The sequence below is a fragment of the Streptomyces sp. NPDC033229 genome, from assembly GCF_055576875.1.
This window is the reverse complement of the sequence record NZ_JBVIQR010000004.1, coordinates 104,191-125,742: the sequence shown is the minus strand read 5'-3', so window position 1 is coordinate 125,742 and position 21,552 is coordinate 104,191. Positions and strand designations below refer to the sequence as shown.

15 protein-coding genes and 1 tRNA gene are annotated in these 21,552 nt (G+C 72.1%); 1 reads left to right on the top strand and 15 read right to left on the bottom strand.

What is annotated here, in order from left to right; genetic code table 11:
• Window positions 1–42: 42 nt before the first annotated feature.
• The 11 genes from ACZ53N_RS05465 to bldG all read right to left on the bottom strand — a co-directional run bounded on the left by ACZ53N_RS05465 (window position 43) and on the right by bldG (window position 17,391).
• Window positions 43–116, bottom strand: a tRNA-Thr gene (locus ACZ53N_RS05465).
• Between the two features lie 97 nt (window positions 117–213).
• Entirely contained in the window at window positions 214–1,815 is a 1,602-nt protein-coding gene (locus ACZ53N_RS05460; protein WP_469139643.1) for an alpha/beta hydrolase, read from the bottom strand.
• Window positions 1,816–2,044: 229 nt separating this feature from the next.
• Complete coding sequence (locus ACZ53N_RS05455) at window positions 2,045–3,274, bottom strand: DNA polymerase III subunit delta' (protein ID WP_469139642.1); 1,230 nt, start codon at window positions 3,272–3,274, stop codon at window positions 2,045–2,047.
• A gap of 146 nt (window positions 3,275–3,420) precedes the next feature.
• On the bottom strand, window positions 3,421–7,101 hold the full coding sequence (gene tmk / locus ACZ53N_RS05450) for a dTMP kinase (RefSeq protein ID WP_469139641.1): 3,681 nt from the start codon (window positions 7,099–7,101) through the stop codon (window positions 3,421–3,423).
• 219 nt (window positions 7,102–7,320) lie between these two features.
• The gene (gene topA / locus ACZ53N_RS05445; RefSeq protein ID WP_469139640.1) at window positions 7,321–10,203 is read right to left on the bottom strand and encodes a type I DNA topoisomerase; all 2,883 of its coding nucleotides are present in this window, start codon (window positions 10,201–10,203) and stop codon (window positions 7,321–7,323) included.
• Window positions 10,204–10,539: 336 nt separating this feature from the next.
• Window positions 10,540–10,737, bottom strand: a complete 198-nt coding sequence (locus ACZ53N_RS05440) for a hypothetical protein (RefSeq protein WP_469139639.1) — start codon at window positions 10,735–10,737, stop codon at window positions 10,540–10,542.
• Window positions 10,738–11,013: 276 nt separating this feature from the next.
• Window positions 11,014–12,546: a DUF7059 domain-containing protein gene (locus tag ACZ53N_RS05435; RefSeq protein WP_469139638.1), complete on the bottom strand. Its 1,533-nt coding sequence runs from the start codon at window positions 12,544–12,546 to the stop codon at window positions 11,014–11,016.
• A 198-nt stretch (window positions 12,547–12,744) separates the two neighbouring features.
• Window positions 12,745–13,317, bottom strand: coding sequence for a small secreted protein (locus tag ACZ53N_RS05430; protein ID WP_469139637.1), 573 nt, complete (start codon window positions 13,315–13,317; stop codon window positions 12,745–12,747).
• A 231-nt stretch (window positions 13,318–13,548) separates the two neighbouring features.
• The gene (locus tag ACZ53N_RS05425; protein ID WP_469139636.1) at window positions 13,549–15,939 is read right to left on the bottom strand and encodes a sodium-translocating pyrophosphatase; all 2,391 of its coding nucleotides are present in this window, start codon (window positions 15,937–15,939) and stop codon (window positions 13,549–13,551) included.
• A 555-nt stretch (window positions 15,940–16,494) separates the two neighbouring features.
• Entirely contained in the window at window positions 16,495–16,932 is a 438-nt protein-coding gene (locus ACZ53N_RS05420; protein WP_469139635.1) for an ATP-binding protein, read from the bottom strand.
• A 117-nt stretch (window positions 16,933–17,049) separates the two neighbouring features.
• On the bottom strand, window positions 17,050–17,391 hold the full coding sequence (gene bldG, locus ACZ53N_RS05415; RefSeq protein ID WP_030392670.1) for an anti-sigma factor antagonist BldG: 342 nt from the start codon (window positions 17,389–17,391) through the stop codon (window positions 17,050–17,052).
• Between the two features lie 54 nt (window positions 17,392–17,445).
• Here bldG and ACZ53N_RS05410 point away from each other — a divergent pair, with 54 nt between their 5' ends.
• Complete coding sequence (locus ACZ53N_RS05410) at window positions 17,446–19,911, top strand: DEAD/DEAH box helicase (protein WP_469139634.1); 2,466 nt, start codon at window positions 17,446–17,448, stop codon at window positions 19,909–19,911.
• Between the two features lie 87 nt (window positions 19,912–19,998).
• Here the strand turns inward: ACZ53N_RS05410 and ACZ53N_RS05405 are convergent, their stop codons facing one another.
• The 4 genes from ACZ53N_RS05405 to ACZ53N_RS05390 form a co-directional block, all read right to left on the bottom strand.
• A complete protein-coding gene (locus ACZ53N_RS05405; RefSeq protein WP_469139633.1) occupies window positions 19,999–20,334 on the bottom strand; it encodes an Rv3654c family TadE-like protein in 336 nt (111 codons plus the stop codon).
• Window positions 20,335–20,341: 7 nt separating this feature from the next.
• A complete protein-coding gene (locus ACZ53N_RS05400; RefSeq protein ID WP_469139632.1) occupies window positions 20,342–20,686 on the bottom strand; it encodes a TadE family type IV pilus minor pilin in 345 nt (114 codons plus the stop codon).
• Window positions 20,673–20,870 carry a DUF4244 domain-containing protein gene (locus tag ACZ53N_RS05395; RefSeq protein ID WP_469139821.1) on the bottom strand — a complete coding sequence of 66 codons (198 nt, stop codon included), beginning with the start codon at window positions 20,868–20,870 and terminating at the stop codon, window positions 20,673–20,675. Before ACZ53N_RS05395 ends, ACZ53N_RS05400 begins: the two co-directional genes overlap by 14 nt.
• A 61-nt stretch (window positions 20,871–20,931) precedes the next feature.
• Entirely contained in the window at window positions 20,932–21,429 is a 498-nt protein-coding gene (locus ACZ53N_RS05390) for a type II secretion system F family protein (protein WP_469139820.1), read from the bottom strand.
• Window positions 21,430–21,552: the final 123 nt, after the last annotated feature.

Sequence of the window (21,552 nt, the reverse complement as noted above, 5' to 3'; positions counted from 1 at the left end):
AAAGCCCCAGGTCACGGCGAGTGAGTCCTGGGGCTTCCACAGAGCCGCCTTCGGGATTCGAACCCGAGACCTACGCATTACGAGTGCGTTGCTCTGGCCAACTGAGCTAAGGCGGCAAGCTGCCGAGCGCCGGAGCGGCATCAGCAGCGCGGCCTAGTCTACACAGTTTCCAGGGGTGCTCCGTACCGCGTAGGTGGGAGGGGGAAGCGCAGGTCAGGTGCACTTCCGGGCGGCGGGGGGAGGGGTGGTGGTGAGGAGGTAGTCGTTGATCGTCGTGTCGACGCAGTCGCTGCCCCGGGTGTAGGCCGTGTGGCCGTCGCCCTCGTAGGTGAGGAGGTGGCCCGAGGAGAGCTGGGAGGCGAGGGCGCGGGCCCAGGCGTAGGGGGTGGCGGGGTCGCGGGTGGTACCGACGACGAGGATGGGGGCGGCGCCCTGGGCCTCGATGCGGTGGGGGTGGCCGGTGGCGGGCAGGGACCAGTAAGCGCAGCTCAGAGCCGCCCAGGCGAGGCTCTCGCCGAAGACCGGGGATGCCTTCGTGAAGTCGTCGACGGCGCTGTGCACCTCGGCCGGGCTGCGGAAGGCAGGGGGGAGGTCCAGGCAGTTGACGGCCGAGTTCGCGTACATGAGGTTGGCGTAGGAACCGCGCTGATCACGCTCGTAGTAGGCGTCCGAGAGCTTGAGCAGCGGGCCGCCTTCGTTGCTCCGGGCGGAGCGCAAGGCGGCGCGGAGGAGGGGCCAGGCGCGCTCGTCGTACATGGCCGAGATCACACCCGTGGTGGCAAGGCTCTCGGTGAGGTCGCGCGAGGTACCCGTCGGCAGGGGGTGCGTGTCGATCTGCTTGAAGAGGGCCTTGAGGCGGTCACCGGCGGCGGCGGTGCTCCCGGTGCCCAGGGGGCAGTCCGTACGCCCGACGCAGTCCTTCGCGAAGGACTCGAAGGCGGTCTGGAAGCCGGCCGTCTGGTCGCGGTTCACCCGCCGGGCGTCGAGGGAGGGGTCCAGCGCGCCGTCGAGCACGAGGCGGCCGACGCGGGACGGGAAGAGTCCGGCGTAGGTGGCTCCGAGGAAGGTGCCGTACGAGGCGCCGACGTAGTGGAGCTTGTCGTCGCCCAGGGCGGCGCGCAGGACGTCCATGTCGCGGGCCGCCTCGACGGTCGAGACATGGCCGAGGACCTTGCCGGAGCGTTTGGCGCAACCGTCGGCGAAGGCCGCGTAAGCGTCCGTGAGTTCGCTGACCTCCGACGGGCTGTCCGGACTCATGTCGACCCGGGTGTACGCGTCCATTTCCGCGTCGGACAGGCAGGTGACGGGCTCGCTGCCGGCCACGCCGCGCGGATCCACCGCGATCATGTCGTACCGGGCACGGACGGCGGCCGGGTAGCGGGTGCCCGCGTACCCCTGGAGGTAGCCGACGGCCGAACCGCCCGGGCCGCCGGGGTTGACCAGCAGGGAGCCCAGCCGCTTGCCGGGGCCGGTGGCCTTCTTGCGGGAGACCGCGAGCTTGAGGTCGCCGCCCGCCCGGGGCCGGTCGTAGTCCAGCGGGGCCCGCAGCGTGGCGCACTCGAAGCGGTCGCCCGCGCAGGAACGCCAGGTGAGCTTCTGCGCGTAATACGGCCGGAGATCGACGGGCAGCTCGGTGGGTAGCGGCGCGAACCGCTGCGCCGCGCCGCCGGCGTCGTCCCCCACATCCGCCGGGCCCTGCGATCTCGCCGACGCGGCCGCCCTCGGCGTCGCGGTCCCCGAAGCGCATCCGGAGATCAGCAGGGCCGCCGTCACGACGACGGTGGAGGAGGTGCGGAGCAGACGGCTGGTGTCCAAAGCTGTTCCCTCGGGGTGGGGGCGGGTGGACAGGTACGCACAGGCCATACGCAGGGCCATTGCAGGCATACGGAGCGTATCCGCAGGAATGCCCAAGTTGGCTGATCCCCAGGCCTACTAGTCCTCGTACGAGTGAGGTACGCGCCAGTACGGAGCGATCAGCCGCCGAATGCCGTACGCCTTGCCCGACCCCTGCCGAACCGCCCCTACGGAACCCGGCTCCCGGCCCTCACCCCGCCCGCAGCGCCACCGTCATCGCCTCGACCGCCAGCAGCGGCGACACGTTCCTGTCGAGTGCGCGGCGGCACTCGATGATCGCCTCGATGCGCCGCAGCGTCCGCTCCGGCCTGGAGGCCGACGCTATGCGCTCCAGCGCGTCCCGCGCGTCGATATTGGCGATCTCGACACGGGAGCCGAGCTGGAGTGCCAGCACATCGCGGTAGAAACCGGTCAGATCGATCAAGGCGAGATCGAGGCTGTCGCGCTGCGTCCGGGTGGCGCGGCGCTTCTGCCGGTCCTGGAGCTCCTTCATCGCGCCGGCCGTGCCGCGCGGGAGCCGGCCTCCGGTGCCGGCGGCGGCGCCGAGAGCCGCACGCAGCTCCTCGGTCTCCTTGGTGTCGACCTCCTCGGCGACCTGCTTCGCGTCCTCCCCCGCCGCGTCGATCAGCTCCTGCGCGGCCTTGAGGCAACCGCCGATATCGTCCACGCGCAGCGGCAGCTTGAGGACCGCGGCACGACGGGCACGGGCCCGCTCGTCCGTGGCGAGCCGGCGGGCCCTGCCGATGTGGCCCTGGGTGGCGCGGGCCGCCTGCGTGGCCAGCTCGGGCTCGATGCCGTCGCGGCGGACCAGGAGGTCGGCCACCGCCGCGGGCGGCGGGGTGCGCAGGGTCAGCAGGCGGCAGCGGGAACGGATCGTCGGCAGCACGTCCTCCAAGGACGGCGCGCACAGCAGCCACACCGTGCGCGGAGCGGGCTCCTCCACCGCCTTGAGGAGGACATTGCCCGCGCCCTCGGTCAGCCGGTCCGCGTCCTCCAGGACGATCACCTGCCAGCGGCCGGTGGCGGGCGACAGCTGGGCCCGGCGGACCAGGTCACGGGTTTCCTTGACGCCGATCGACAGCTGATCCGTACGGACGATCTCGACGTCCGCGTGCGTCCCCACGAGCGAGGTGTGGCAGCCGTCGCAGAAGCCGCAGCCGGGGCCGTTGAATGCCCGGTCGGGGCTGACGCACTGGAGCGCCGCGGCGAAGGCCCGGGCCGCGGTGGACCGGCCCGAACCCGGAGGGCCGGTGAACAGCCACGCGTGCGTCATGGAACCGCCACCGCTCGCGGGGGCGGGCGCCGGGGACATGGCGGAGGCCGACGCGACGCTCGTGACGAGCGCGTCCGCGTCCCGCGCGGCAGCGGCGAGCTGCTCCTGCACTCGGTCCTGGCCGACCAGGTCGTCCCACACCGCCATGGCTGTCCTCCGCGCTGTTGGTCCTGCGGTTACCCATTGTGGGACACGGCACTGACAACGATCCCCGCGTCGGCCGGGCAGCCGTGACCGGCCCACCGGCGGCGCCACGCCGCAGCGGGCTCACCCACCGGCCGACTGCCCCCGTCTCACCTGCCCTTGCGCCGACGACGGCCCTCGTCCTCCTCGGCACGGTCACCGAAGAGCTCGTCCGCGAGAGTGGGGGCGTCCTTCTTCGGAGTCCGGCCGGCCCACCCCGGGCGCCGGTGGTCCGTACGCGTGGGCTCCGCGCGACCGTCCGAGTCGCCGCCCCGCTGCGCGCCGCCCTCGCCGACCTGCGGCAGTTCGCGCGTACGCTCGCTGTCCGATTCCGCCGGGGCCTGGCCCCGCTCGTCGTCCTCGGACCGGAAGAGCCACGTCGGCACCCGGTCCGCCGGGTCCGCCGGGCGCTCGACGCGCTCAGGGCGCGCGGACCGCGCAGACCTGTCGGATCGCTCGCCCCTGCCGGACCGCTCGCGCCGCTCGGCCTCGGGCTTCACGGGCGGCAGCACCGCCGTGTCGTCCATCGCGCCGGGCGGTACGGACGGCTTCGGCGGGGTGGCGTCGGCGTCGGGCTGCGGAAGGACCGCGGTCTCCTCGGACTCCGACTCGGGCCCCGGCTTGGGGTTGGCCTTACCGGCGGCTCGCCCGCCGCGTTCCCCCACGCCCCACGTGATCCGCTGGTCGTCCGGCCCGCCATCGCTCGCCGAGGGCGGAGTGGTGGGCGGTACAGGAGGAACGGGAGGTACGGGCGGGACAGTCGGCATCACCGCCGTATCGGCGTTCCGCGTCCAGTCCTGGTCACGCGGGTCGGCGGGACGGACCGTCGGCGTCCGAACGGTCTGCGTCTCGTCCGAGGCACGCCGCGCGTCCGCGTTCCGGCGTGCGCCCGCGCCCTTGCGCGCGTCGGACGGCCGGAACGCCGGCCGCTCGACCGTCGGAGCCTCGGAATCATCGGCCCCGGAACGATCCGCCTCGGATGCCGCGGCAGCCTCCGCCGCGAGCCGCGCGGCCTCGGCCTCGGCCGCCGCGTCGGCCGCGGCCTTGGCCTCAGCCGCCACTCGCGCCTGCTCGGCCAGGCGAGCCTGCTCGGCGACCCTGGCCTGCTCGGCCAAACGCTCCTGCTCGGCGACCCGGGCCCGCTCGGCCGCGCGCTCCTCCTCGGCCAGCCGCTCCCGCTCCGCCGCCCGTTCCTGCTCGGCGATCCGCGCCTGCTCGGCCCTCAGCAGCGCCTCTTCCGCCTTGCGCTGCTTCTCCAGGCGCCGTTCCGCGGCCTCCGCGCGCAGTCGTGCCTCTTCCTCGGCCTGCTTGCGCAGCCGCTCCTGCTCGGCGGCGTGGGCGCGCTCCTCCGCCTCGCGGCGCTTGCGCTCCTCCTCCGCCTGTCGTCGGGCTTCCTCTTCCGCCTGACGGGCCTCTTCGGCCAGGCGCTCTTCCTCGCGCCGCCGGGCCTCTTCCAGCTCGCGGCGCTTGCGCTCTTCCTCTTCCGCCCGCTCGCGGCGCTGCCGCTCCTCCTCCTCGGCACGGAGCTTGGCGAGCTGGGCCTGGCGCTCGCGCTCCAGCCGCTCCTCCTCCGCCTTGCGGGCGGCCTCTTCCTCGGCCTTGCGGCGGGCTTCCTCCTCCGCCGCCTTCCGCGCCGCCTCCAGGGCCTTGATCTCGGCCTCGGAGAGGGGCAGCACCTGGTCGAGGCGGTGGCGTACGACGGTGGAGATGGCCGCGGGCTCCTGGCCCGCGTCGATGACCAGGTAGCGCGCCGGGTCGGCGGCGGCGAGGGTCAGGAACCCGGTCCGTACCCGCTGGTGGAACTCCATCGGCTCCGACTCCAGCCGGTCCGGGGCCTCGGTGAAGCGTTCGCGGGCGGTCTCCGGCGAGACGTCCAGCAGGACCGTCAGGTTCGGCACCAGCCCGTTCGTGGCCCACCGCGAGATACGGGCGATCTCGGTCGGCGAGAGGTCGCGCCCGGCGCCCTGGTAGGCGACGGAGGAGTCGATGTAGCGGTCGGAGATGACGACCGCGCCGCGCTCCAGGGCGGGCCGGACGACGGAGGCGACGTGCTCGGCGCGGTCGGCCGCGTACATCAGGGCCTCGGAGCGGTCCGACAGGCCCGCCGACGAGACGTCGAGGAGGATCGCGCGCAGCCGCTTGCCAATCGACGTGGCGCCGGGTTCACGGGTGACGACCACCTCGTGGCCCTTGCCGCGGATCCACTCGGCGACCGCCTCGACCTGAGTCGACTTGCCCGCGCCGTCGCCGCCCTCGAAGGCGATGAAGAAGCCGGTGCCCGAGGGCGTCCGGTCCGGGTCGCCACCGCGCACCACATCCAGCAGGTCGCGCCGGAACGGCACCCCGTCCCGGTCGTCGATCTTGCCGAGCACCAGCGCGGCCACGGGCAGCAGCAGGGCGCCGACGAGCATCAGCGTGAAGGCCGCCCCGCCGTGTGCGAAGACGAAGCTGCCGCTGGCCAGCCGGTGCGGCCCGATGGCCGCCGCGAGCAGGGGCGCCACGACCGCACTCAGCGCGACGGCGACGCGGACGACGGCGTGCAGATGCTCGGTCGTGCGGGCCCGGCGGGCCTCCTCGGTCTCCTGGTCGAGCAGGGAGTGGCCGGTGTTGGCGGCGACGCCGGCGGACACCCCCGCGAGCAGGACGAGCAGCAGCACCGTTGTCGGGTCGGGCACGAGGCCGGCGGCCAGCAGCGCCACGCCCGTCATCGCGATCGCCAGCACCAGCAGGCGGCGGCGCGAGAAGCCGGGCAGCACCTTGCGGGCCGTGCGGATGCCGATGACCGGGCCGCCGCCGAGCGCGAGGACGAGCAGCGCGAAGCCGACCGGGCCCCCGCCGAGGTCGACGGCCTGGAGGGTGGCGACGCCGACGGCCGCGGCGATCGCGCCCGCGACGGCCGCGCAGGCCGGGACGAGCACCGGGATCGCGCCCGTGCGGCCCTTGTCGGGGCCCTGGGCGGTCTTGGGGCGGCGCAGCCCCTCGAGCGGGGAGCGCGTGCGGGGCGTCTGCGTGGCGGGGAGTTCGAGGGCCTGGAGGAGCGCGATCGAGGTCGCGAACAGCCCGGCCGCGACGAACGAGCCGAGGGCCGCCTGGTGCAGATGGAACCAGTCGATCCCCGAGCCGAGCAGATTGCCGACGAGCGTGACGACGACGAGCACGGCGGCGGCGACGGGCAGGGCGACGAAGTTCGTACGGATGGAGAGCCGCCGCAGGGCGTCACAGTGGTCCGGCAGCGGCCGCACGGCCGCGCCTTCTGCGGGCGGTGCGGGCAGCAGCGCGGGGGCCGCGCTCTCCCGGGCGACGGTCCAGAAGCGCTCGGCGACGCCGACGACGAAGGCCGAGACGAGCAGGCAGCCCAGCGCCCGGCCCTCGGTCCAGTCGATCCACAGCGGTGCGACGGCGAGCAGCGCGAGCCGCACCCCGTCCGCGCCGATCATGGTCCAGCGGCGGTCGAGGGGACCGGCCGGGGCGATGAGGGAGGAGAGCGGGCCGAGCAGGACCGCGCCGAAGAGCAGGGTCGCGAGCAACCGCGCGCCGAGGACCGCCGCGACGGCGAATGCGGCGCCTCGGTAGCCGCCCCCGAACGAACCCGCCGCGACCGCCGCTTGGAGCGACAGCAGCATCAGGACGAGGAGGGCGAGGGAGTCCCCGATCCCGCCGAGGGCCTGGGCGCGCCACAACCGCCGGAGCGGCGGGAAGCGCAGCAGGGCCCGTACGGCGCGCTCGCGGGAATCCGCGGCTAGGGCGCCGGATGTGGGGGTCACCACTGTTGGCTGCTCGGCTCGCGTCATCCTGCCAGCCTATCCGGACTGACCGAATCACAATCCTCTGCCCGAAGGCACCCATATGACCGGGCGATGACCGGGCTTCGCGTTGACCCCACCGGTGCCCTACCGGCGGATGTGTCGGGCAGCGGGCCCGTGCCGTCCGCACCACCGGTGCGCGGCGGTGTCCTCAAACGCCGGACGGGCTGGTTGTGGCTGAACTCAGCCACAACCAGCCCACTCGGGCTACTCGTCCGAAGCCGACCCCGCCGAAGCGGCAGCGGTGGTCTTCTTCGCCGCGGCCTTCTTCGTCGTGGCCTTCTTGGCCGTCGTCGTCTTCTTCGTCGTCGTGGTCTTCTTGGCGGCCGTCTTCTTCGCGGCGGTCTTCTTGGCCGTCGTCGTCTTCTTGGCCGTCGTCTTCTTCGCCGGGGCCTTCTTGGCCGTCTTCTTGGCCGGGCCCTTGGCGCGCTTCTCCGCGAGGAGCTCGTAGCCGCGCTCCGGCGTGATCGTCTCGACGTCGTCGTCACGGCGCAGCGTGGCGTTGGTCTCGCCGTCGGTCACGTACGGGCCGAAACGGCCGTCCTTGACCACGACCGGACGCTCGCTGACCGGGTCGGTGCCCAGCTCCTTCAGCGGCGGCTTGGCCGCGGCCCGCCCGCGCTGCTTGGGCTGGGCGTAGATGGCGAGGGCCTCGTCGAGGGTGATCGTGAAGAGCTGGTCCTCGGTCTCCAGCGACCGCGAGTCCGTGCCCTTCTTGAGGTACGGGCCGTAGCGGCCGTTCTGCGCGGTGATCTCCACGCCTTCGGCGTCCTCGCCGACGACGCGCGGCAGCGACATCAGCTTGAGGGCGTCGTCGAGGGTGACCGTGTCGAGGGTCATGGTCTTGAAGAGCGACGCGGTGCGCGGCTTGATGGCGTTCTTGCCGGTCTTCGGGGTGCCCTCGGGCAGGACCTCGGTCACGTACGGGCCGTAGCGGCCGTCGCGGGCGATGATCGGGTGCCCGCTGACCGGGTCGGTGCCCAGCTCGAAATCGCCGCTCGGCTTGGCGAGGAGCTCCTCGGCGTACGCCACGGTCAGCTCGTCCGGCGCCAGGTCCTCCGGCACGTCGGCGCGCTGGTGGCCCTCGGAGTCCTTCTCGCCGCGCTCCACGTACGGGCCGTAGCGGCCGACGCGCAGCACGATGCCCTCGCCGACAGGGAACGAGGACACCTCGCGGGCGTCGATCGCGCCGAGGTCGGTGACCAGCTCCTTGAGGCCGCCGAGATGGTCACCGTCGCCGTTGCCGGCGTCGGCGGCGGAAGCGACGTGGGTCTCTTCCGTCCCGCCCTCGGAACCGAAGTAGAAGCGGCGCAGCCACGGCACGGCCTGGGCCTCGCCGCGGGCGATGCGGTCGAGGTCGTCCTCCATGGAGGCAGTGAAGTCGTAGTCGACCAGCCGGCCGAAGTGCTTCTCCAGCAGGTTGACGACGGCGAACGAAAGGAAGGACGGGACGAGCGCCGTGCCCTTCTTGAAGACGTAGCCGCGGTCGAGGATCGTGCCGATGATCGACGCGTAGGTCGACGGGCGGCCGATCTCGCGCTCTTCGAGCTCCTTGACCAGCGAGGCCTCGGTGTAGCGGGCCGGGGGCTTGGTCGCGTGACCGTCGGCGGAGATCTCCTCGGCGGTCAGCGGGTCGCCCTCGGTGACCTGCGGGAGCCGGCGCTCGCGGTCGTCCAGCTCGGCGTTCGGGTCGTCGGCGCCTTCGACGTAGGCCTTCATGAAGCCGTGGAAGGTGATCGTCTTGCCGGACGCGCTGAACTCGGCGTCCCGGCCGTCGCTCGCGCGACCGGCGATCTTGACGGTGACGGAGTTGCCGACCGCGTCCTTCATCTGGGAGGCGACGGTCCGCTTCCAGATCAGCTCGTACAGGCGGAACTGGTCACCGGTCAGGCCCGTCTCGGCGGGTGTGCGGAAACGATCGCCCGACGGCCGGATCGCCTCGTGGGCCTCCTGCGCGTTCTTGACCTTGCCGGCGTACGTGCGCGGCTTCTCCGGCAGGTAGTCGGCGCCGTACAGCTGCGTGACCTGCGCCCGGGCGGCCTGGACGGCCGTCTCGGAGAGGGTGGTGGAGTCCGTACGCATATAGGTGATGAAGCCGTTTTCGTACAGCTTCTGGGCGACCTGCATGGTCGCCTTCGCACCGAAGCCCAGCTTGCGCGAGGCCTCCTGCTGCAGCGTGGTCGTACGGAACGGCGCGTACGGCGAGCGGCGGTACGGCTTGGACTCGACGGACCGGACGGCGAACTGAGTGTCCGCGAGGGCCGCGGCGAGCGCGCGGGCGTTCGCCTCGTCGAGGTGGAGGACGGTGGAGCCCTCCTTGATCACGCCGGTCGAGCCGAAGTCACGGCCCTGGGCGACGCGGCGGCCATCGACGGCGGTCAGCCGGGCGCCGAAGGTGCCGGGGTCGGAGGCGTCGCCGCCGCGGCCCGTCGCGAAGGTGCCGGTGAGGTCCCAGTACTCGGCGGAGCGGAAGGCGATGCGCTCGCGCTCCCGCTCGACGACGAGGCGGGTCGCCACGGACTGCACCCGGCCGGCGGACAGCCGGGGCATGACCTTCTTCCACAGGACCGGCGAGACCTCGTAGCCGTAGAGGCGGTCGAGGATGCGGCGGGTCTCCTGGGCGTCGACGAGCTTCTTGTTCAGCTCGCGCGGGTTGGCCACGGCCTCGCGGATCGCGTCCTTGGTGATCTCGTGGAAGACCATCCGGCGGACCGGGACCTTGGGCTTGAGAACTTCCTGGAGGTGCCACGCGATGGCTTCGCCCTCGCGGTCCTCATCGGTGGCGAGGAAGAGTTCGTCGGACTCGGCCAGCAGGTCCTTGAGCTTCTTGACCTGGTCCTTCTTGTCGTGGTTGACGACATAGATGGGCTGGAAGTCGGCGTCGACGTTCACGCCGAGGCGGGCCCACGGCTCGCCCTTGTACTTGGCCGGGACCTCGGCGGCCCCGTTCGGCAGGTCACGGATGTGCCCGACGCTCGCCTCGACGACGTATCCGGGGCCGAGGTAGCCCTTGATCGTCTTCGCCTTGGCAGGCGACTCGACGATGACGAGTCGGCGGCCGCCCTGTGCGGTCTCGCTGGTCGGGGACAACTTCGCTCTTCTTCCGGTCGGCACTCGGTGTGGGCGCTGCGGTGACGCTGCGGAGTGTGACGGTACATCCCGCCCCCGTGTCAAACGGAAAAAGCCCGCAACGCCACTCGAACGGTAACCCGACAAGCGTCCTGTCTGCCGCCCGGACCGGCACACCGCCGGTGCGAAGGGGGCGTCGGAGGCCACCCAAGGACCGCGTGGAAAGCGGGGCGTACGGGGGTTTCCGACGGTAAGCGGCACGTTTTATATCGGCTGTACCGGCTCGTGGCGCGTTGCGTGTCGACGGGCCGGCGGAACCTCATCCTCCGGAACCGGCCCGGCCCGCGCGGCAGGGGCTCAGGCGCCGAGCAGCATCCAAAGACCGGTGACGAGCGCGCCCGCGCCGAAGAGGAGGGAGAGCGCTACCGCGGCGCGTGGGCTCGCCCCCTCCACCACAGGTGCCCCCAGCACCGCACGCGCTCCGGTCCACAACAGCAGCGCCCCGCCGAACAGCGTGAAGGCCGTACCGGCGAAGCCCGCGGGCGCACTCTCCATGCCGGGCAGCGTGGCACCCGCACAAGGCGTACGGGCGAACGTGACGTGAACCCGTCGACTATGACGGGAACCCGCCCCCTCCTTTTCCACCCCCTATGAGTCCGGGCGACCCGGGACGTCATGAGTCCGGGCGATGCGGGACGCCGTCATTCCGGGCGACGCGGGACGCCCGTCGGCGGCGGGGCGACCGGCCGGCGCTCGCGCGTTCGGCCGATCAGCCCCCACGGACATCCCTCAGCCCCTATGGGCACCCCGCACTCCCCCCACAGGCAACCCTCAGTCGCCCACCGGCGTGAGGAAACCCTGCTCGACCAGGAGCCGGATCGAGTCGGGCGTACGGTCGCGCAGCAGCACCGCGTCCTCCCCGACGAGCTGGGCGATGGCGTCCAGGATCCGGCCCGCGCTGAGTGAGCCGTCGCACACGCCCGCGAAGCCCGCGCCGACCGTGTCCACCTTGGTCGCCCGGCGCATGCCGCGGTTCTGGCGGAGGACGACGTGCTCCGGGTCCTCCGCGCCTGGCAGCCCGACCTGCTCCTGCACGACCTCGTCGGCCAGCTTGAAACGGGCGGCGAGCAGCGACGCGTCGTCGTGCGCGCGCAGGAAGTCCTGCCGCTCGAAGTGGGCCCGCACGGACGCGCCGAGCGGCTGTTCGACGGGGTGCGGCCACTCCTCCGCCATCACGGACGGCCGATCCGAGCCGGATTTGCGCAGCGTGATCCAGCCAAATCCGATGCCCTTCGTCTTGCGGGCCTCGAATTCGTCCAGCCACGCGTCATAGCGGGCCGCGTAGTCGGCGGGAGCCGTGCGGTGGTCACCGGCGTCACGCAGCCACAGCTCGGCGTACTGCGCGACGTCCTGCACCTCGCGCTGGACGATCCACGCGTCGCAGCCCCGGGGCACCCAGGACGCCAGCCGCTCCCGCCAGTCCTCGCCCTCCACGTGCTGCCAGTTGGCGAGCAGCTGGCAGTAACCGCCGTCGTTGAGCCGGGCGGCGGACTGCTGGACGAGGGTGCGGCAGAGGTCGTCGCCGCCCATCCCGCCATCGCGGTAGGTGAGCCGGGCGCCGGGGGAGATCACGAAGGGCGGGTTGGAGACGATCAGGTCGTACGTCTCGTCGGCGACCGGCTCGAACAGCGAGCCCTCGCGCAGATCCGCCTCGGGCGCCCCCGACAGCGCGAGGGTGAGCCGCGTCATGTGCAGGGCGCGCGGATTGAGGTCGGTGGCCGTGACCCGGGTGGCGTGCTGGGCCGCGTGCAGCGCCTGGATGCCGGAGCCGGTGCCGAGGTCGAGGGCGCTCGCCACGGGCGTACGGACGGTGATCCCGGCGAGGGTCGTGGACGCGCCGCCGACGCCGAGGACCAGCTCCGAACGGTCGACCCCGTCCGGGCCGTCCGCGCCCCCGGCGATGCCGCCGGCGCCGCCGACCGCGCAGCCGAGGTCGGAGACAATCCACCAGTCCTGCCCCTCGGGGCCGCCGAACGGACGGACGTCCACGGTCGCCCGCACGAGACCGCCGGTCTCGCGGACCAGCCAGCCGTCGGCGAGGCAGTCGTCCATCGGGAGTGCGGCGGCGGCCCGCCCGTACTCGACCGGCCGCTGCAGCAGGAAGAGCCGGACCAGCGTCTCCAGCGGGCTGTCGCCACGCGTGGCGCGCAGGGCGGGAACGGTCTCGCTGCGGGCGAGCGCGGCGTAGGCGGGGGCGCCGAGCAGGTCGAGCAGGCCGTCGGCGGTGAAGGCGGCGGCGAGCAGGGCATCGCGCAGCCGGGCGGTGCGCGCGCGGTCGGAGGCGGCGGGCAGGTTCGTACTCACGGGACCATTGTCGGGGGCACCACTGACAAAAGGCGAAAGCCCGGCGCCGCGCCCTGCCGGGGCGTCACGCCGGGCGGAACCAACCGCGGCTGTCCCCCGCCCACTTCGGGCCCGAACCGTTCCTGCTTTCCGGCCGGGCCACGCGTGCGTCGGAGCGGTGTCTGCCGATAGCCGCTTACCCAGTGGCTGCTGGTGCGGCTACTTCTTCGTCGGCGTGGCCGAGGTCGACGTCTTCTGGCAACCGGGCTGCTTCGCCATCGCCTTACCGACGTCACCCGACTGCAGCTTCTTGAGGGCTTCGTCGCTCTGGCTGCTGAGCTTGCCGATGTCGCCCGCGATGCCCTTGAGCCCCGCGGCGAACTTGCCCTTGTCCCCGGTGTCCAGACCGTCCATCCGCTTCTTCAGGTTGGTGTAGGCCGCGGAGAGGTCGTTGAGCGCCTTGACGGCGTTCTTCTGGCTGGTCTCGCCGTCCTTGACGGGCGGCGCGCCCGCGTTCTGCACGGCCGAGCCCAGCGCCTTATAGGCGTCGGCGTTGGCCTGGAAGGCCTTGGAGTCGGTCTGCTGGATCTTCTTCGAGTCCTCCTCGTTCTGGACGGAGGCGATCGAGGAGTTGGCGTCCTGGATCTTCTTCACCTGGGGCTGCATCTGGTCGCAGACCTTCTTGGCCCAGTCGTCGAGCTTCTTGTCACCGTTGTCGCTGTCGCTGCAACCGGTCAGCGCCATAACGAGCGCCGCACCGCCGGACAGTGCAGCCACAAGCTTCTTGTTCACCGGATTGGTCCCTTCGATGGCTCTCGGCCCGGAACTTACACGGCCGAGCCGTGCGGCCCCCGAGCCGAGCACACCATGCGCCCCCTTTTGAAGCCATTTGCACCACACTCGGCGTGGCGTTCGCCGCACCCCGGTCGAACCGCGCGCCACGAGCGTGAACGGGCGGGCGGCGTGCTCGCGCACGCCGCCCGCCGCCTTCCGTCGTCCCCGGCCCTCGCCCGCCGGCCGTCTTTAGGACACCACCGCCGGATCGGCGGGTTTCGCCGCCCGCCCCGGGCTCTCCTCGTCGCCCACGGCGACTCCGCGCCGCTTGGAGAGGTACACCGCGACCACGATGACCGCGATGGCGAGCACCGCGACACCGATCCGCAGCCCGCTGTTGGGGTCGTCGCCGTAGGAGAACTTCACCACTGCGGGAGCGATCAGCAGCGCCACCAGGTTCATCACCTTCAGCAGCGGGTTGATGGCCGGACCGGCGGTGTCCTTGAAGGGGTCGCCGACCGTGTCTCCGATGACCGTCGCGGCATGCGCCTCACTGCCCTTGCCGCCGTGATGGCCGTCCTCGACCAGCTTCTTGGCGTTGTCCCAGGCGCCACCGGAGTTGGCCAGGAACACCGCCATCAGGGTGCCGGTGCCGATCGCGCCGGCGAGGTACGAGCCGAGGGCGCCGACCCCGAGCGCGAAGCCGACGGCGATGGGGGCCATGACGGCGAGCAGACCGGGGGTGGCGAGTTCGCGCAGCGCGTCCTTGGTGCAGATGTCCACCACGCGCCCGTACTCCGGCTTCTCGCTGTAGTCCATGATCCCGGGGTGCTCGCGGAACTGCCGCCGCACCTCGTAGACCACCGCGCCCGCCGACCGCGACACCGCGTTGATCGCCAGCCCCGAGAAGAGGAAGACGACGGCGGCGCCGAGGATGAGCCCGACCAGGTTGTTGGGCTGCGAGATGTCCAGATTCAGGCCCTGCTCATCGTATTTGGCGTGTACCTCCGATACGGCCGTGGCGATCGCGTCCCGGTACGAACCGAACAGGGCCGACGCGGCGAGCACCGCCGTGGCGATGGCTATGCCCTTGGTGATCGCCTTGGTCGTGTTGCCCACGGCGTCGAGGTCGGTCAGCACCTGCGCGCCCGCGCCCGTGACGTCACCGGACATCTCGGCGATGCCCTGCGCGTTGTCGGAGACGGGGCCGAAGGTGTCCATGGCGACGATCACGCCGACGGTCGTCAGCAGCCCCGTACCGGCGAGTGCGACAGCGAACAGGGCCAGCATGATCGACGTGCCGCCGAGCAGGAACGCCCCGTAGACACCGAGCCCGATCAGCAACGCCGTGTAGACCGCCGACTCCAGACCGACGGAGATCCCGGCGAGGACGACGGTGGCCGGCCCCGTCAGCGACGACTTGCCGATGTCCCGCACCGGCCGTCGCGTGGTCTCCGTGAAGTAGCCCGTGAGCTGCTGGATGAGGGCGGCGAGCACGATGCCGATGGCCACGGCGACGAGCGCGAGGACGCGCGGGTCCCCGCTGTGACCACTGATGGCCTGGTCGTCGATGCCCTTCAAGTCGGCGTAGCCGGACGGCAGATACACGAACACCGCCACGGCCACCAGGACCAGCGAGATGACCGCCGAGATGAAGAAACCACGGTTGATGGCGGTCATACCGCTGCGGTCGGCACGGCGCGGCGCGACGGCGAAGATGCCGATCATCGCGGTGAGCACCCCGATGGCGGGGACGAGCAGCGGGAAGGCGAGACCCGCGTCACCGAAGGCGGCCTTGCCCAGGATCAGCGCGGCGACCAGGGTCACGGCATAGGACTCGAAGAGGTCCGCCGCCATGCCCGCGCAGTCGCCCACGTTGTCGCCCACGTTGTCCGCGATGGTGGCGGCATTGCGCGGGTCGTCCTCGGGAATGCCCTGTTCGACCTTGCCGACCAGGTCGGCACCGACATCCGCGGCCTTGGTGAAGATGCCGCCGCCGACCCTCATGAACATGGCGATGAGCGCCGCGCCGAGGCCGAACCCCTCCAGCACCTTGGGCGCGTCCGCCGCGTACACCAGCACCACGCAGGAGGCGCCCAGCAGACCGAGCCCCACCGTGAACATGCCGACGACACCGCCCGTACGGAATGCGATCTTCATGGCCTTGTGCGACACGGCCGTCAGATCTTTCTGTGGCTCTCCTTCGGCGGGAGTGGCCTCGCGCGCGGCGGCGGCGACCCGCACATTGGCACGCACCGCGAGCCACATGCCGATATAGCCGGTGGCCGCGGAGAAGAGCGCGCCGATCAGAAAGAAGGCCGAACGCCCGAGGCGCTGTGACCAGTTGTCCGCGGGCAGCAGCATGAGCAGGAAGAACACGACCACGGCGAAAACGCCGAGTGTCCGCAACTGCCGGGCAAGATAGGCATTCGCGCCTTCCTGCACCGCCGCGGCGATCTTTTTCATGCTGTCGGTGCCTTCGCCTGCCGCAAGCACCTGACGCACCAGCACCACGGCCACCGCGAGTGCCGCGATCGCGACGGCCGCGATCACCAGCACCAGCGTGCGGTTGCCCTCGGTCAGCTCGACCGCGAGATTCTGAGTGAAGTCCACCTGTTCAGGGGTAAGGGGCCCCGCCATTCGTCCTCCTTGACGTTTGGCACATGGGCGCGCGGCTGACCCGCGACCGCGGAGCAGCCGCCACGCTCAGGCGTCCTGAGCTCAAGATGGACGGATTGTAGGGAGCATGGCGAGATCAAAACAGAGCGCGGCAAACGGAATGAGCCTGCGCAAGTGAAGGCCGGATGGATGATCCGCCGGATTCCCGATCTACGGGTGAAGATCCGAAGAAGAGATCGGTGAAGGAGATCGACGAGCGGGGCGCGACGGTGAAGATCCGCGGCGTCGGCAGGAATCCGCGCGTCGCCGCCACGGAGAAGATCGACGGCTGAAATCGCACCCTGAAGGGGGAAGGGATTCGGCCATCGACAACAGCGGTGCCACGGACCGTAGACGCCCGGCCGGTGATGACGTCGAATCAGGCCAAATCGAGGAGGCCGGACTACGACAAACGGGTGACGCGGGGCTACGACGGCGGTGGAAGAGGGCCGGAATCCGGCCGCGGCACCGGGCGGCCGGGCTACGCCGGGGGCACCGGCAGGGACACCGGAGAACCCAGGGAACGGCGGAGCCGGGCTACGGCAGCACGGGCACCGGGATCGTCGGCCAGCTCATCCGAATGAGGCCGCCGGATTCGTCCGCGGTCACCTCGACGTCGTCGACCAGCCCGCTGATGACGGCGAGGCCCATGTCGTCCTCGCCCTCTTCCGGCGCGCCGGAAGCCTCCCCAGGGCCGCCCGCGGCGGCATCGGCGGCGGACGGATGAGGGGCGTCGTCCCCGACCTCGATGGAGAACTTCTTCTCGTCCTCGATCAGCACGACCCGCACCGGGGTGGTCACGCCATGGCCGGCATGCAGCCCGACCGCGCGCGTGCACGCCTCACCCACGGCCAGGCGCACCTCGTCCAGCAAGGCCTCGTCGACACCGGCCCGGCGAGCCACCGCGGCGGCTACCAACCGGGCGGTGCGGACATGCTCGGGAAGGGCACTGAACAGCAGTTCGACGGTGGCCATGCCATCCCCCTCGGTCGCACGTGCCCTCTTCCCCACTCCTGGAACAGGGCGAACTCACGGAGGGGCCGGGCCCTCACAGCCCGGTGCCCCCCGCGCGGCAGTGTCGTCCGGCGACCGTCAGTCGGTCGCCTGCACCGCGTCCTCGACCGAGGTGTGAATCGGGAACACCTTGGTCAGGCCGGTGATACGGAAAATCTTGAGAATGCGCTCCTGGTTGCAGACCAGGCGCAGCGAGCCCTCATGGGCACGCACGCGCTTGAGCCCGCCGACCAGCACGCCGAGCCCGGTGGAGTCGAGGAAGTCGACGCCCTCCATGTCCACGACGAGGTGATAGCTGCCGTCGTTGACAAGCTCGACCAGCTGCTCACGCAGCTTGGGCGCGGTATACACATCAATCTCGCCACCGACCTCGACGACCGTACGGTCGCCTACGGTCCGGGTCGACAGGGACAGGTCCACGGATCCTCCAGCACCTTGCATCGAGCGGTCGCCCCCCATGGATCGGCAGCCGCGATGGCATTCAATCACTTACCGGCAGGCGCGCACGACGCCTTGAGTCCATTGTCCGTCAAGCCAATGACACACTCGATGCCAATGGCCCACGATCAACTCCCGCCGGAGGCGGGCGTACATCCCGCTCCCCGGGTGGTCCTCGACAGACTCGCCACCGGGGCAGGCCGGGCTGCACGCATCACTCATACGGAGCACTTGCCCCCTCGTCCGGGACGTCATGCCCCCTGGCCCGAGAAGATCCGGCCGGAAGTGATCGGCGCGATCCGGGCTGCCGGAATCGACCGTCCGTGGGTGCACCAGGCGCTGACGGCCGAGCACGCGCTGCGCGGCGAGTCGGTGGTGGTGGCCACGGGCACCGCGTCCGGCAAGTCGCTCGCGTACCTCGCCCCGGTCCTCAGCGCGCTCCTGGACGGCTCCGAGGCGCCCAACGGGCGCGGCGCGACCGCCCTGTACCTGGCCCCCACCAAGGCCCTGGCAGCCGACCAGCGGCGCGCCGTCCGGGCCCTCGCCGCCCCGCTCGGCAAGGGCGTCCGGCCGGCCGTCTACGACGGTGACACGCCCGTCGAGGAGCGCGAGTGGGTGCGTCAGTACGCCAATTACGCGCTCACCAACCCGGACATGCTGCACCGCTCGATCCTGCCCGCCCACCCCAGGTGGGCCTCCTTCCTGCGCACCCTGCGCTACGTCGTCATCGACGAGTGCCACACCTACCGCGGCGTCTTCGGTTCACATGTCGCCCAAGTGCTGCGACGGCTTCGGCGTGTCTGCGCCCGATACGGCTCCGATCCCGTCTTCCTCCTCGCCTCAGCCACCGCCTCCGACCCGGCCACCGCCGCGACCCGGCTGACCGGGCTGCCGGTGGTGGAGGTCACCGAGGACGCCTCTCCGCGCGGCGAAGTCGTCTTCGCCCTCTGGGAGCCTCCGCTCACCGAGCTCCACGGCGAGCGCGGCGCCCCCGTCCGCCGTACGGCCACCGCCGAGACCGCGGACCTCCTCACCGACCTAGCCGTCCAGGGCGTCCGGACCGTCGCCTTCGTGCGCTCACGGCGCGGCGCCGAGCTCGTGGCACTGATCACCCAGGAGCGCCTGGCCGCGGTGGACCGCTCCCTCCCCGCCCGGGTCGCCGCCTACCGCGGCGGCTACCTCCCCGAGGAGCGCCGCTCCATCGAGCGCGCCCTGCACACCGGCGAACTGCTGGGTCTCTCCGCCACCACCGCCCTGGAACTCGGTGTGGACGTCGCCGGCCTCGACGCCGTCCTCATCTGCGGCTACCCCGGCACCCGCGCCTCCCTGTGGCAGCAGGCCGGCCGCGCGGGCCGTACAGGCCGGGGCGCGCTCGCGGTCCTCATCGCCCGTGACGACCCGCTGGACACCTACCTCGTCCACCACCCCGAGGCGCTTTTCCGGCAGCCTGTGGAGTCCACCGTCCTCGACCCGGACAATCCGTACGTCCTCGCCCCCCATCTGTGTGCCGCGGCCGCCGAACTGCCGCTCACCGAATCCGATCTGTCACTCTTCGGCCCCGAGACGCCGGGCCTGTTGTCCCAGCTCGAAGGCCGAAAGCTGCTCCGCCGCAGGGGCTCCGCCTGGCACTGGACCCGCCGGGAGCGCGCCGTCGACCTGGTCGACATCCGGGGCGGCGGCGGCCGCCCCGTGCAGGTCGTGGAGGAGGGCACGGGCCGGTTGCTGGGCACGGTGGACGCCTCCGCCGCCCACACGGCCGTCCACGACGGCGCCGTCCATCTCCACCAGGGCCGCACCTACCTCGTCCGCCACCTCGACCTGGAGGACTCCGTCGCCCTCGTCGAGGAAGCCGCGCCGCCCTACTCGACGACGGCCCGCGACACCACGGCCATCTCCATCCTGGAGACGAGCGCCGAGATCCCCTGGGGGGACGCGCGGCTGTGCTTCGGCTCCGTCGAGGTCACCAATCAGGTCGTCTCCTTCCTCCGCCGCAAACTCATCACCGGCGAGGTCCTCGGCGAGTCCAAGCTGGACCTGCCGCCCCGCACGCTCCGCACCCGCGCCGTGTGGTGGACGATCACGGAGGACCACCTCGACGAGGCCCGTATCCACCCCGAGGCCGTCGGCGGCGCCCTGCACGCCGCGGAACACGCCTCCATCGGCATGCTCCCCCTCTTCGCCACCTGCGACCGCTGGGACATCGGCGGCGTCTCGGTGCCCCTCCACCCCGACACGGCCCTGCCGACCGTCTTCGTCTACGACGGCCAGCCCGGCGGCGCCGGCTTCGCCGAGCGCGCCTTCCACACCGCCGCGAGCTGGCTCACCGCCACCCGCGAGGCGATCGCCGCCTGCGAGTGCGACAGCGGCTGCCCCTCGTGCATCCAGTCCCCCAAGTGCGGCAACGGCAACGACCCACTCGACAAGAGAGCCGCCATCCGCCTCCTGACCCGCCTCCTCGCCGACGCCCCCACCGAGGAAGCGCCGGGCGCCCCGCTCCCTTAGCGCCCACGGCCGCTCGTGAGGGGGGAGACCGCTTGTCGGTGGGACAGGCGGGCCGCCGGGGTGGATGGACCGTCGCCGCCCGCCGGCTCACGGGGCGGTGACCGGGCCCGTGAGGCCCGGAGGCCCGGCGCGGGAACTCACGCGGACGGTGTACGGCCCTGCCCGTGCTTCGGCCACCACCTCGGCGATCTCGCCGCTCACGGCGCACCGCACCACCCGCGCCGCCTGGGCGGTGGCCACCATCCGGGCCAAGCCGCACGCCGTCCGGTGCCCCGACAAGGCGTGGTCGGCCGCCGCCAGCACCGCCAGGTCCGCCGCGCCGCCCGCCCGGTGGCGGGCCACCACGGCCTGCCCCATGGCCAGCGTCGCCGCGAACACCGCGCAGAAGGCCGCCGCGGCGATCGCCACCCACACCGACGCCATGCCCCCGTCACCCCACCGTCTCCTCCGCAAGGGCCACCGCCTCTCCACCCAGCCGCACCGTCAGCGGTCCCGGGCCCGCGGTCCGGGCATCGACACGCACCCGCACCAGGTCTCCCTCCCTCGCCAGCGCGATCCGGGCCCCGGCCGGAGCGGCCGTTCTGGCGGCGGCGACCGCCGCCGAATCCGACTCCGAACGAGCCGCCGCCCGAGCACCCGCACGGGCCGCGTCCACGCACTGGATCTGCGCGGTCGCCGCCATCAGCCCCCAGAGCAGTGCCATGCCGAACAGCGTCAGCGTCGGTAGGACCAATGCGGCCTCCGCCGTCACATAGCCGCCGTCAGAACGACGCATGGAGGGCCTTGACGATCAGCGACTGCAACGCCGAACCGACCGCCCCACCGGTGACCACCTTGTAGAGCACCGCCGCGAGCGCGCATGCCGCCAGCGTCCCAACGGCGTACTCCGCCGTCGTCATTCCGTCCTCGCCGGACGCCCTCATCCGGGCCCAACGCTTCGACCACCACTGCACGACCATCACTTGATCCCCCTGTCCTTTGCCTCACATGTCCGACACGCTTTACGTGCCTCACACACCGTCATTTGCCGTTCATGAGCGCGCTCGCCAGGCCGATGACCACCGGCACCACACCGACCGTCAGGAACGCGGGCAGGAAGCACAGCCCCAGCGGGGCCGTCGCCAGGACTCCTGCGCGCCGGGCCCGTATGCCCGCCGTGCGCCCTCGCGTGGCGCGCAACTGTCCCGCCAACCGCGACATGGGCTCCACCGCCGGCACCCCCGTCGCTTGGGCCCGCTCCAGACAACGGGCCAGCCCCCGGGCGCCGGGAAGGCTCCCCAACCGACCCCAGGCCGTGCCCGGGTCCCCGCCGAGCCGCACCTCGGCAGCGGCTTGGGCGAGACGCTCGCCCACGGGCCCGCCCAACGAGGCCCCCACCGCAGCGGCCGCCTCCCGGGGACCAGCCCCCGCAGCCATGCAGGCCGCCAAGAGATCCGCCGCGAACGGAAGTTGGGCTTCCGATCCCTTCGCGAGCGACTCATCACGAGTACGCTTGTCGCGTCGTTGCCACCGCCACACGCCGTACGCGACCCCGAGCCCCACCACACACCCGGCGATCCCTCCGATGAGGACGAGACCAGCGAGCCCCGCCCCGACGGCCGGGAGCCCGGCCCGCGCCACCTCCGCCCACCCCGACCACCG

Coding starts and splice junctions, on each gene's coding strand:
- ACZ53N_RS05455 (WP_469139642.1), bottom strand. CDS start 3,274: ATGGCGGTGTGGGACGACCTGGTCGGCCAGGACCGAGTGCAGGAGCAG.
- tmk (WP_469139641.1), bottom strand. CDS start 7,101: ATGACGCGAGCCGAGCAGCCAACAGTGGTGACCCCCACATCCGGCGCC.
- ACZ53N_RS05440 (WP_469139639.1), bottom strand. CDS start 10,737: ATGGAGAGTGCGCCCGCGGGCTTCGCCGGTACGGCCTTCACGCTGTTC.
- ACZ53N_RS05425 (WP_469139636.1), bottom strand. CDS start 15,939: ATGGCGGGGCCCCTTACCCCTGAACAGGTGGACTTCACTCAGAATCTC.
- ACZ53N_RS05420 (WP_469139635.1), bottom strand. CDS start 16,932: ATGGCCACCGTCGAACTGCTGTTCAGTGCCCTTCCCGAGCATGTCCGC.
- ACZ53N_RS05410 (WP_469139634.1), top strand. CDS start 17,446: ATGGCATTCAATCACTTACCGGCAGGCGCGCACGACGCCTTGAGTCCA.
- ACZ53N_RS05405 (WP_469139633.1), bottom strand. CDS start 20,334: ATGGCGTCGGTGTGGGTGGCGATCGCCGCGGCGGCCTTCTGCGCGGTG.
- ACZ53N_RS05400 (WP_469139632.1), bottom strand. CDS start 20,686: ATGCGTCGTTCTGACGGCGGCTATGTGACGGCGGAGGCCGCATTGGTC.
- ACZ53N_RS05395 (WP_469139821.1), bottom strand. CDS start 20,870: ATGGTCGTGCAGTGGTGGTCGAAGCGTTGGGCCCGGATGAGGGCGTCC.